Genomic DNA, 11396 nt, shown 5'->3' on the forward strand with positions numbered 1-11396 from the left:
GGGAATCCCATCAACCTGACGCGCGACGCTTGCCGAACCTTGCCCGGGTGGATCCTCAGGTAGGTGAACGGCAGCCATCAGCGTACGCAATCGACGCTAGCGCTCCCGCATCCACGCCCAGCGCGCCTCAAGTCACCCGACGTCAACAGTTCGGTGACGGTTGCATCGAAGTGGTCTCTTCAGGCGTATTCAGACAAGACTTTGGTCTCTATTTGCCATCACGGATATATCGGTACGATAGGTCGTATGGCACGTCGCGCAGAGACGATCGAGTTGGCAGTCCTTGGACTGCTGCACGAGTCGCCTATGCATGGCTACGAGCTGCGCAAGCGGCTCAACCTGATGCTGGGCTGGGGGCGAGTGCTGTCGTACGGCTCGCTCTACCCGGCTCTGAAGAAGATGCTGCGCAAGCACCTCATCGAAGAGGAGGCGCAGTCCGTCACGCCGGTGACCCGGCGGCCGCGGATCGTCTACCAGCTGACGCCTGCCGGAGAGCGTGAGTTCACCCAGCTCATGTCCGAGGTCGGTCCGATGGCTTGGGAGGACGACAACTTCGACATCAGGTTCGCGTTCTTCGGTCGCACCGACATGGAGATCAGGCTTCGCGTCCTCGAAGGACGTCGCAGCCGGCTCCAGGAGCGGCTCGACCGGGTGCAACGCGAACTTGCCATGACCCAGAAAGAAGTCGACTCCTACGCCCGCGAGCTTCAGCGTCACGGCGTCGAGTCGGTCGAGCGGGAGGTCCGATGGCTCTCCTCGCTGATCGACGCCGAACGCAACCCCAGGCCTGCGAACGACGAGCAGGCAGCGGGTCGGGGGGATCTGGGGGATGACGACGGCGTACGCGACGAAGCGGACGTCTCGCGCACAGCGCAGAGCAGCCAAGAGAACGAGTGATGACCTCCGGGCCGGTGTCGGCCTGGAGTATTGGAAGGAGCCCCGAATGGGTTCGGTTCGTGTAGCAATCGCGGGAGTCGGCAACTGCGCCAGCTCCCTGGTCCAGGGTGTGGAGTACTACAGGGACGCCGACCCGGCGGCCAGCGTCCCGGGCCTCATGCACGTCAAGTTCGGCGACTACCACGTCTCTGACGTCGAGTTCGTCGCCGCCTTCGACGTCGACGACAAGAAGGTAGGCAAGGACCTCTCCGAGGCGATCGACGCCTCCGAGAACAACACCATCAAGATCGCCGATGTCCCGTTCAAGGGCGTCGAGGTCCAGCGTGGTCCCACGCTCGACGGTCTGGGCAAGTACTACCGGCAGACCATCTCCGAGTCGGGGCTCGACCCCGTGGACGTGGTCTCGGTCCTTCGCGAGAAGGAGGTGGACGTCCTCGTCTCCTACCTTCCGGTCGGCTCGGAGGAGGCGGACAAGTTCTACGCGCAGTGCGCGATCGACGCGGGCGTCGCCTTCGTCAACGCGCTGCCGGTCTTCATCGCCTCCGACCCCGAGTGGGCCGCGAAGTTCGAGGCCGCCGGCGTCCCGATCGTCGGTGACGACATCAAGTCGCAGGTCGGTGCCACCATCACCCACCGCGTCATGGCCAAGCTGTTCGAGGACCGCGGCGTCGCGCTGGACCGGACGTACCAGCTCAACGTCGGCGGCAACATGGACTTCAAGAACATGCTCGAGCGCGAGCGCCTGGAGTCCAAGAAGGTCTCCAAGACCCAGGCCGTGACGTCGAACCTGACCGGCGAGCTGGCCGACAAGATCGACAGCCGGAACGTGCACATCGGCCCGTCCGACTACGTGCAGTGGCTCGATGATCGCAAGTGGGCGTACGTCCGGCTCGAGGGCCGCGCGTTCGGTGATGTCCCGCTGAACCTCGAGTACAAGCTCGAGGTCTGGGACTCCCCCAACTCCGCCGGCATCATCATCGACGCCGTCCGTGCGGCGAAGATCGCCAAGGACCGCGGCATCGGCGGCCCGATCATCCCGGCCTCGGCCTACCTCATGAAGAGCCCGCCGGTTCAGATCGAGGACACCGAGGGTCGCGTTCAGCTGGAGGCGTTCATCCGCGGCGAGTGATCCTCTGCTGTTGAGCTGCCCCGGGTGCCTGGCACCCGGGGCAGTCGCATTTCAGAAGCGGATCGCGTCGATGATCTTGACCCGCGCGGCGATCATCGCCGGGAGGATGCCCGCGATCGCGCCGACCGCGAGGGCGACGGCGAGGCCGAGGAACGCCGCCGAGAGCGGGAAGGGCGGGACGTCGTCGATGCCCTGGAGGACGTACTTCTGCACCAGCGGGTTCTTGATCGCCGCCACGGCCAGGAGCACGCCGACCACGCCCGCGACGACGGTGGCCACGACGCTCTCCATCAGCACCGAGAAGAACACCCGCCCCGTGGTCGCCCCGAAGCTGCGCCGGATCCCGATCTCCCGGATCCGCTGCTGGATGGTGACCAGGGCGATGTTGAGCAGGCTCAGGGCGCCGAGCAGCAGGATGATCCCGGCGATCCCGATGATCACCCACTTGATCGGGCCGATCGGGTCCTCACCGCCCCACGCCATGTAGTCGTCGCGCTGGGCATCGACCTGGAGTCCCGGGAGCTCGGCGCGCATCGCCATGCCGATCTCGCCGGCGAGCTCGTTCGCGCCGTCGATCGGCACCCACATCTCGTAGCTGGCGTCCGTGGGGGCTCCGGCCTGCCAGTGCTCCAGCGAGTCGGCCAGCATGAACGCGCGTGGCGTGCCGTAGCCCCGCAGGCTCGTGACGCCGACGATCGTGGCGGTCACCGACATCCCCTGGCCCTTCAGGTCCACCGAGGTCGGCAGCTGTGTGCCCCGCAGACCGAGCTTCTTCAGGAACGTCTCGTCGACCACCAGCGCCGGAGAGAGGCGCTCCTCGTCCGAGGCCTGCAGCCAGCGGCCCTGCGGCACCACGACGCGGTGGATGGCAGCGTACGCAGGGTCGACCCCCATCAGCTCGACCCGCTTGCTGCTGCCCGCGGTGGTCGCCTTGATGTCGTAGGCGGAGATCCTCGCCGACGCGTACTTCACGTCGAACCGCTCCGCGACCGTCTGGAAGGCGGGCCGGACCCGCTCGACGGAGAGCGGCATGCCGCTCTGGGGGTCGTAGGCCATGACCGAGATGTGTGCCGGCCGCCCGTCGACCTCGTAGGACTCGGTGAACATCTGCTTGGCGATCTGGCCGGCCGCGACGGTCGCGGTGATCGAGGCGACGGCCACCGCCACCCCGACCAGCGACAGCAGCACCCGGAGCCGGTGGATGCGCAGCTCCTGCCACGCCTCGACGGTCGAGGCGGCCAGGCCGGTGACGATGTGCGCCAGGGCGGTCCTCACGCCACCGCCCCCTCGGTCAGCGGGTGGAGCCGGCCCTCGGCGAGCCGGAACCGCCGCCGAGCCAGGGCGGCGACGTTCTGGTCGTGGGTGATCGTGATCAGCGCAGCGCCGGAGTCGTACGTCGCCTGGTCGAGCAGCTTCATCACCATCGCGCCGGTCTCGACGTCGAGCGCCCCCGTCGGCTCGTCGGCCAGCACCACCGACGGCGTCCGGACCAGGGCGCGGGCGATCGCGATGCGCTGCTGCTCGCCACCGGAGAGGAACTGGGGCATCGCGTCGAGCCGGTCGCCGAGACCGACCTTGTCGAGCATCGTCGCCGCGATCCGGCGCCGCTGCCAGAACTCCTTGCCCGAGGCGTACAGGAGCGGAGCCATCACGTTCTCCAGCGCCGTACGCCCCGGCAGCAGGTTGAACTGCTGGAAGACGAACCCGACATCGCGGCCGCGGATCCGGGCGGCCTGATGGTTGCTGATGTCGGTGACGTTGCGACCTGCCCATTCCAGGGTGCCGCCGGTGGGCCGGTCCAGCAGACCGAGCAGGTTCAGCAGCGTCGACTTGCCGGTGCCCGAGCGGCCGACGATGCCGACATGGTCGCCGCGGCTCACGTCGAGGTCGACGCCGGTCAGGATGTGCAGGTCCTCGCCGTCGGGGAGCTCTACCGTGCGGGCCACGCCGGTGAGCCTCAGCAGTTCCTCCGCGCTCACATCTCCCCCGCCGGCATCTCCTCGGTCATCCCGCCGTCCATCCCGCCGCCCATCCCGCCGCCCGACTCCTTCGAGCCCGGGACGTACCGCAGGACCGAGTCGCCTGCCTTCAGCCCGCTGGTGACCTCGACGAGCTTGCCGTCGGTGACACCGAGCTTGACCGGCTGCTCGGCCGGGGTTCGGTCCTCACCGACGACCCAGACGGTGCCGTCGCCGACCAGTCCGGTGACTGCGGTGACGGGGATGGTGACGACGTCGCCGTCGCTCTTGCCCGCGTCGATGGCCATGGTCATCGTCAGTCCGTCGAAGACAGTGACCTTCTCCGGCACCAGGCAGCTGATCCGGGCGCCCGCCCCCGAGTCGCCCTCAGCCCCCGGCTCACCTTCCATCATCTCGCCCTCGGGCTCGTCGCTGGTGATCGTCTCGGTCGCCGCGTCGCCGATCCTCAGATCGCTGCAGGTGAACGGCTTCGGGCCGCTCTCGATGGTCACCGTGGCCTGGTCCGGGTTGCTGGCCAGCCGGTAGCGGTCCAGCGGCGAGATCGCCCCGACCGCGTGGAAGGTCGTGGGACGGATCGAGACGACCACCCCGTCCTCGGCCACCTCGCCCATCAGCTCGGCGGCGTAGTTGCCGACGATGCCGCTGGCGGGCGCGACGACGGTGTACCAGTGATAGACCGGCTTGGGCGGCGACGGCTCGACCGGTGCGTCGTCACGGTCGCCGTCGCCGGTGGCGTCGTCGACGTTCCCGGGCCCCTCCTCGGCAGGATTTTCGAGGGGCTCGGCCTCAGCGGGCTCCTCCTCCGTGCGCACCTGGAAGAGCTTGTCGCCCTTCTTCACCTTGGCACCCGTCTCGGCGAACCTGTGCGCCAGCACCCCGGTGACCGAACTGGTGACGGAGACCGGCTTGTCGATCACGATCGTTCCGTCGACCGTGAGCGAGTTGGAGATGGTGCCCTTCTCGGCGACGACCTCCTCCGGCGGGATCTTCCCGGTCGGCGTCAGTGGCGCGCCGTCGGCATCCTGCGTCGAGCCGGTGAAGGCCAGCTTGAAGAGGCTCACCGCGATGACCAGGCCGATCACGGCCCAGAACGACTTGAAAAGTACGCGGCGCACCGCCGTCTTCGACATGAGCGGACTGTAGCCCTGCCCTTTGGATCACGGCGGCCCAATTTCCACAGGGTTTGTCAACACTCCATCCACGTACATCTCGAACACGTGTTTGATCCCCTAGACTCCGGGACCCGAACGATCGATCGCCTCAGGCACGGGAGACCCCCACGATGCGTCCCGACAACGACACGACCCGCGAACGGACGACCCCGACCGGCAGGAGTTCGACAGGAGGGGGCCGCGGCCTCATCCTCTTCGGCGCGGTCTCGGTCGCGCTGATCTCGACGGCTGCCGCGTACGTCGCCATGGTCGGCTTCGGGCGGGACGTGCTCGCCATGGGCGCGATCAACGCCTACGCCTTCGCCGGCGTCTTCGAGCTCTCGCTGGTCACCGTCGCGCTGATGGCCCGCGAGGCAGCCCAGCAGGACCGGCCGGCTCAGACGCTGCTGACCCTGACCTGGCTGCTCTCTGCCGCGTCCGGGTTCTTCGCCGGCTGGCACGAGATCCACCTCGGCCACGCCGTCACCGCCGCCGCGTTCCGGTTCATCGTGCCGCTGCTGGCCGCCCTGATGTGGCACCTGGCGCTCGTCGGTGACCGCCACCTCGCCATGGAACGCTCCTGGTCCGACCTGCGGATGGGATCCCGCATGCACGCCCTCCTCGCCACCCGCGTCGAGTGGCGCCGGGCTCGCGACACGGCGGTGCGGAAGCGTACGGCCTCCTCCCGTCGAAAGCTGGAGCGCGCACAGAAGCGCTACTGGCGCGCCGAGGCCGTGGCCCTGCGGTCGGTCGCGCCGGGCGCGATGCGCGACCAGATCACCCAGTGGGTCGATGCCTTCGCCGCCGTCGCCGAGGGCACCCGCCAGGCCGACCGGCTGCCGATCACCCTGCCCGACGTGCACGAGGCGCTCAGCGTGCCGGTGGTGGAGCGGGTCTCCGCCGAGCAGATCACCGCGCCACCCGAGCAGCACGACGCGCCGAACAACGAGCCGGTGCCGAACGATCTCGCCGACATGCCCCGTGAGGTGCAGCCGCCGCGCGAGATCCGGACCCGTGAGATGGCCTCCGCCCTCGCCACCACGGACACGCGCCCCCGGGTCTCGAGCCGGGTGACCGAGGCCGCCCGCACCGCCGCCGAGGTCGCTCCGGGCGCCGGGATGGCCCCGGAGTTCAGCAACGGCCGCACCGCCACCAAGCCTGCCGAGGCCGACGGCACCCTGCTCGACCGGATCCCGTTCCCGGAGAACATCCCCGACCCCGAGCCGGCGATGGACTACCCCGACACGTTCCCCGACGAGATCGACGACCTGTTCGCGAATCTTCCTGACGACAAGTCTCAGGCCGCCAGGGTCCTGGTCCGCGCCGGCGCCCGGGTTCCGGATGTGGCCGCCAAGCTGGGCGTCAGCCAGCGCACCGTCTACCGGTGGACCACCAACGCCCGCACCTGACCGCTGCCGATCGGGTCAGCTCTCGAGATCGGCCTTGAGCTTGGCGAGCGTCGTGGCCATGCCCGTACGCAGCTCCTCGGTGAACTTCTCCTGACCGCCGAGCACGGCATTCGTCAGCGAGCGGGAGAGTGCGGAGATGCCGTCCGGGGTCTCGCGGCGGTGGGTGACCAGGGACCCGTCAGCCGTCTCCTCGATCTGGAAGGACCAGATCGTCGTGTTCTCGGCAACCCGGAACGCGAAGTCGGAGTGGGGCGTGAAGCGTACGACCTTCGCGTTGGTCGGCCAGTGCTTCCAGCCCTGGCGGTTGATGTTGAAGAAGCGGGTGCCCTCCTTGACCTGGCCGAACACCACGGTCTTCACCACCTGCGGGCTCCACGAAGCCATCCGCGGCAGGTCCGTGATCGCTACCCACACCTGAGCCGGGGTCGCGTTGATGGCGGTCGTTGCCTCGAGATCTGTGATCGTCGTCATACGCGGAACCGTACCGTCAGTATGGCTCGATGGACAGTAGGGGACCAGATGTCAACCAGGCCGGAACCGTTCGGTCAGGGGATGTTCCGGCGACGTTCGATCGAGTACGCGACATCACGTCCGGTCCCGCCGTCGCCGTAGTCGCTGCCGGTGCCGCCATACAGACGGTCGTCGCTCCCGTTGCCGTAGAGCCTGTCGGCGCCGCCGGCCCCATAGAGATGGTCGGCACCCCCGCCGCCCTGGATCACGTTCGCGGCGCCGCCACCGGTCAACCGGTCGGCGTACGCACCGCCGGTGATGTTCTCGATCGCGGACATCCTGTCCGAGCCGGCCCCGCCGGATGCCGAAGTCAGGGTCGAGGTGACACGCCCGGTAGCAGTGGTGAAGCTCGCCCTGTCCGTGCCTGATCCGCCATCCACCGTGTCGTTGCCCGAATCGCCGCGCAGGACATCGTTTCCACTGCCGCCGAGCAATCTGTCGTTGCCCCCGGCACCAACCAGCGTGTCGTTGCCGCCGCCGCCGACGATCACGTTGGCAGCGCCGTTGCCCGTCAGATTGTCCGCGTACCTGCCACCGGTGATGTTCTCGACGCCTGCCACCGTGTCGCTACCGACACCGACGCCAGTGGCGCGGCTCATCGAAGCCGTGACACGGCCCGTCGCGTAGTCGTAGAAGACGGTATCGGTTCCGCTACCGCCGTCGACCGCGTCGTTGTCGGCGTTGCCACGAAGGTGGTCGTTGCCCGTCCCGCCGAGCACCCGATCATTGCCCGTACTGCCGTAGAGCGTGTCATTGCCGTCGCCACCAGACACCGTGTCTGCGCCTCCACCACCGTTGATGGTGTCATGGCCACCGCCACCGCTCAGCACGTTGCTACCGCCGTTGCCGGTGATCTGGTCGTTGAAGCTCGAGCCTGTCACGTTCTCGCAGCTGAACGCTCGGTCGTTGCCGCCACCACCAGTGACGTTGAACGCCGAATGTGGACTCGCGTCGGTGAACTTGATCGATGATCCGGCGGTGGCGTACGAGACGGTGTCGGTTCCGGTGTCGCACGCAAGGCTCTCGTCGCCGGATCCGCTGACCACAGTGTCGTTTCCGGCGCCACCGCTGATCACGTTTGCGCCCACACCACCCGACAGCAGATCGTCGCCGTCGCCGCCACGCAACACATTCGCCGATGCGTCACCGGTGAGGTTGTCGCGATAGCGGCTTCCGGTCAGGTTCTCGATGTCGGCCATCGTGTCGCTTCCACCGCCCCCGGACGCCTTCGTCACCGAGGCCGTGACACCTGCCCCCGCCGACTCGTACAACGCGGTGTCCTGGCCCGCACCACCTCGGATGACGTCGTTTCCCGGTCCGCCATCGATCGTGTTGTCTTCCGCATCGCCGCTGAGGATGTCGTCGAAGCGGGTGCCTACGAGCGCGAGGCCTTTGACCGCCGGCATCGCAATGGTCTTCGTCGGAGTAGTCAGGGCAGCGTCGCCCAAGGCGTACGTCGCCGGCTCACTCAGACCAGCCAGGGTGAGCCGATCCCCGACGTCGCCACCGGTGAGACTTCCTTGCTCGCCGGGCGCGCAGTCGGGCGCAACTGCGGCATCGATCACGAACGTGTCGTCCCCGCTGTTGCCGTGAACAGTGCACAGCCGCCCCGGGTGGATGACGTCGTTTCCACCGGATCCCCAGACCTTGACTCCTGGAGCCACCGTGAATGTGTCCCCGCTGCTGAAGGTACCGGCGGTGCCGTCGATCGTGACTGCCGTCGTCGCGCCGGAGACGACGTTGGCCGTCGGATCCACAAACGTGTCTCCGGCAGGGCCACCGCGGAGCCAGTCATCTCCTGGGCCGCCGTCGAGAACCGCGGGCTCTGGCCCTGCATAAAGACGATCGGCCGCCGGGGATCCGATGAGGTTCTCCACATCGTTGACATTGATCTTCCCAGCACCGGATTGGTAATAGATGGTCTCCGACCGAGGCTCTGCGATCAGCTCCACAGGATGGTCGACCCGGCTGAAGTCGAGTGTGTCAGCGCCCTCCCCGCCGAAGTAGGAGCCATTCGTGACCCACTCGGGATCCACCATGCCCGCGCCGTAGAGGACGTCGTCACCGCGCCCACCTGAAAGCATCTCGTGGATGTTGTCTCGACGAGCGAGGTGATCATCTTGCGGGCTTCCTGTCACATGGGTGACCGAGCACGGGATGCTGTCCATGCCCGCACCGGTGTCCTGGGACGTCGCTGCCGAACGGATCTGAGCGCCACACAGTGCAGTGTCGACGCGAACTTCGACCGGCACGTCGGAATAGAGGACACGGTCGGCCATGCCGGAGCCTTCAACGGTGATCGTGTCGTCACCCATCCCCGGATAGAACAGGTCTCCGCCGGATCCGGCTTCAATCCTGTCGCTTCCGGGGCCACCGAGCAACGCGTCATTGCCCGGGGATCCGATGAGTCGATCGTTCCCCGCATCACCGTAGATCAGGTCCATGTTCAGCGGAGTCGTGGAACCTGTGCCTCCGCCAAGGCCACAGATCACATCATCGCCGCCGAGACCATGGATGGTGTCGACGTTCGGCGTGCCGAGAATCACATCGTCGCCTTCTGTCGGTGCCGCGCCCTCCTGACTCAGGTCGACGGTTACCGCCAGGCCCGCACAGGTGCTCTGCGAGACATCGTCGGCACCGGCCGGGGACGTGAGGACGAAGCTGATGGCGGCGACACCGAGCGGCACGAGCGCGGCGTACATCGACATGCGAGGGCGTGACACGAGAGGGCCTCCGAGCCGGATCAGGGTGGGACCCACGCACTTCGGTGATCGACGGCTGCGCGACTGCTCAAGGTATTGCCGAGATGCCCCCGTGGACATAGCCCGAACGGGTCATCCTGAGCGCTCGGACCACCAGTCCAGGAGCCGCTTGGCGGCCTCGTCCTCGGACAGGATTCCTTCGTCGAGGCGCAGGTCCATGAGGAAATTGTACGCCGCCCCGACGTCCCGCCCGGGAGGGATGTCGAGGAGCGACATGATCTGGTTGCCGTCGAGCGCGGGGCGGAGGGCAGCGAGCTCCTCCTCCTCGGAGATCCGCTCGATGCGGGCCTCGAGGGCGTCGTAGGTGCGGGCGAGACGGTCGGCCTTGCGGCGGTTGCGGGTGGTGCAGTCGGCGCGGGTGAGCACGTGGAGCCGCTGGAGCTGGTCTCCGGCATCCCTCACATAACGACGGACCGCGGAGTCGGTCCATTCACCGTCGCCGTAGCCGTGGAAGCGCAGGTGCAGCTCGACGAGCGAGGAGACAGCCTCGATCTCGTCGTTGGAGAAGCGCAGCGCCTTCATCCGCTTGCGGGTCATCTTGGCGCCGACGACGTCATGGTGGTGGAACGAGACGGTGCCGTCGTCGTGGAACTTCCGGGTGCGCGGCTTGCCGACGTCGTGCATCAGCGCCGCGAACCGGGACACGAAGTCGGGGCCGCCACCGAGACGCGCCTCCTGGTCGATCGACTGCTCGAGCACGGTCAGCGTGTGCTCGTAGACGTCCTTGTGCCGGTTGTGCTCGTCGCGCTCCATCCGCAGCGCGGTCAGCTCGGGCAGCACCAGGTCGGCCAGCCCGGTCTCGGCCAGCAGCGAGAGGCCACGCCGCGGGTAGGGCGCGCAGATCAGCTTCACCAGCTCGTCGCGGACCCGCTCGGCGGAGATGATCGAGATCCGCGAGGCCATGTCCTTCATCGCGGCGACGACCTCGGGGGCCACCGTGAAACCGAGCTGGGCGGCGAACCGTGCCGCCCGCATCATCCGCAGCGGGTCGTCGGAGAACGACGCCTCCGGCGTCCCCGGCGTACGCAGCACCCGGGTCGCCAGGTCGACGACGCCGCCGTAGAGGTCGACGACCTCGCGGCCAGGAAGCTGCACGGCCATCGCGTTGACGGTGAAGTCGCGGCGTACGAGATCGTCGGCCAGGGATGTCCCGTAGGCCACCGCGGGCTTGCGGGAGTCGGCGTCGTAGGCCTCGGAGCGGTAGGTGGTGACCTCGATCTGCCACGGGCCCTTGCGGGTGCCGATGGTGCCGAAGTCGCGGCCCATGTCCCACAGCGCCTCGCCCCACGTACGCAAGATCTTCTCGGTCTCCTCGGGGCGGGCCGAGGTCGCGAAGTCGAGGTCGTTGTGCGGCCGGCCGAGCATCGCGTCGCGGACGGGGCCGCCGACGAGCGCCAGCTCGAAGCCCGAGCGAGCGAAGACCTCACCTAGGGAGTCGATGACCGGTGCGATACGGTCCAGTTCAGCAGTCACCGATCGCTGAACATCGGCGACGCTGATCGGGGGAAGCTGGCTGTCGGACACAACGCCGCAGTCTACGAGGACCGCACCCCCTGAAA

9 protein-coding genes are annotated in these 11396 nt (G+C 67.8%); 3 read left to right on the forward strand and 6 right to left on the reverse strand.

Annotated features, from left to right (window positions below; translation table 11 throughout):
• Nucleotides 1-246 precede the first annotated feature (246 nt).
• Together OG801_RS14735 and OG801_RS14740 are read left to right on the forward strand one after the other, a co-directional pair.
• Complete coding sequence (locus OG801_RS14735) at nt 247-897, forward strand: PadR family transcriptional regulator (protein WP_350665392.1); 651 nt, start codon at nt 247-249, stop codon at nt 895-897.
• A 46-nt stretch (nt 898-943) separates the two neighbouring features.
• Nucleotides 944-2026, forward strand: a complete 1083-nt coding sequence (locus OG801_RS14740; RefSeq protein ID WP_355020398.1) for an inositol-3-phosphate synthase — start codon at nt 944-946, stop codon at nt 2024-2026.
• A gap of 51 nt (nt 2027-2077) precedes the next feature.
• Here OG801_RS14740 and OG801_RS14745 read toward each other — a convergent pair whose 3' ends face one another.
• The 3 genes from OG801_RS14745 to OG801_RS14755 are packed head-to-tail and all read right to left on the reverse strand — an operon-like array spanning nt 2078 to nt 5135.
• On the reverse strand, nt 2078-3301 hold the full coding sequence (locus OG801_RS14745; RefSeq protein ID WP_406029511.1) for an ABC transporter permease: 1224 nt from the start codon (nt 3299-3301) through the stop codon (nt 2078-2080).
• Nucleotides 3298-3972, reverse strand: a complete 675-nt coding sequence (locus tag OG801_RS14750; protein ID WP_406029512.1) for an ABC transporter ATP-binding protein — start codon at nt 3970-3972, stop codon at nt 3298-3300. The genes OG801_RS14745 and OG801_RS14750 overlap by 4 nt, the downstream gene beginning before the upstream one ends.
• A gap of 29 nt (nt 3973-4001) precedes the next feature.
• Entirely contained in the window at nt 4002-5135 is a 1134-nt protein-coding gene (locus OG801_RS14755) for an efflux RND transporter periplasmic adaptor subunit (RefSeq protein ID WP_406029513.1), read from the reverse strand.
• A 152-nt stretch (nt 5136-5287) separates the two neighbouring features.
• Here OG801_RS14755 and OG801_RS14760 point away from each other — a divergent pair, with 152 nt between their 5' ends.
• On the forward strand, nt 5288-6565 hold the full coding sequence (locus tag OG801_RS14760) for a helix-turn-helix domain-containing protein (protein WP_406029514.1): 1278 nt from the start codon (nt 5288-5290) through the stop codon (nt 6563-6565).
• Between the two features lie 15 nt (nt 6566-6580).
• Here the strand turns inward: OG801_RS14760 and OG801_RS14765 are convergent, their stop codons facing one another.
• From OG801_RS14765 to OG801_RS14775, 3 genes are all read right to left on the reverse strand, one after another.
• Nucleotides 6581-7036: an SRPBCC family protein gene (locus OG801_RS14765; RefSeq protein WP_406029515.1), complete on the reverse strand. Its 456-nt coding sequence runs from the start codon at nt 7034-7036 to the stop codon at nt 6581-6583.
• 74 nt (nt 7037-7110) lie between these two features.
• The gene (locus OG801_RS14770; protein ID WP_406029516.1) at nt 7111-9783 is read right to left on the reverse strand and encodes a calcium-binding protein; all 2673 of its coding nucleotides are present in this window, start codon (nt 9781-9783) and stop codon (nt 7111-7113) included.
• A gap of 126 nt (nt 9784-9909) precedes the next feature.
• A complete protein-coding gene (locus OG801_RS14775) occupies nt 9910-11361 on the reverse strand; it encodes a CCA tRNA nucleotidyltransferase (protein WP_406029517.1) in 1452 nt (483 codons plus the stop codon).
• Nucleotides 11362-11396: the final 35 nt, after the last annotated feature.

The sequence above is a fragment of the Nocardioides sp. NBC_00163 genome (assembly GCF_045206295.1).
In the GTDB taxonomy this organism is placed as follows: Bacteria; Actinomycetota; Actinomycetes; order Propionibacteriales; family Nocardioidaceae; genus Nocardioides.

Coding starts and splice junctions, on each gene's coding strand:
- OG801_RS14760 (WP_406029514.1), top strand. CDS start 5,288: ATGCGTCCCGACAACGACACGACCCGCGAACGGACGACCCCGACCGGC.
- OG801_RS14735 (WP_350665392.1), top strand. CDS start 247: ATGGCACGTCGCGCAGAGACGATCGAGTTGGCAGTCCTTGGACTGCTG.
- OG801_RS14740 (WP_355020398.1), top strand. CDS start 944: ATGGGTTCGGTTCGTGTAGCAATCGCGGGAGTCGGCAACTGCGCCAGC.
- OG801_RS14770 (WP_406029516.1), bottom strand. CDS start 9,783: ATGTCGATGTACGCCGCGCTCGTGCCGCTCGGTGTCGCCGCCATCAGC.
- OG801_RS14765 (WP_406029515.1), bottom strand. CDS start 7,036: ATGACGACGATCACAGATCTCGAGGCAACGACCGCCATCAACGCGACC.
- OG801_RS14755 (WP_406029513.1), bottom strand. CDS start 5,135: ATGTCGAAGACGGCGGTGCGCCGCGTACTTTTCAAGTCGTTCTGGGCC.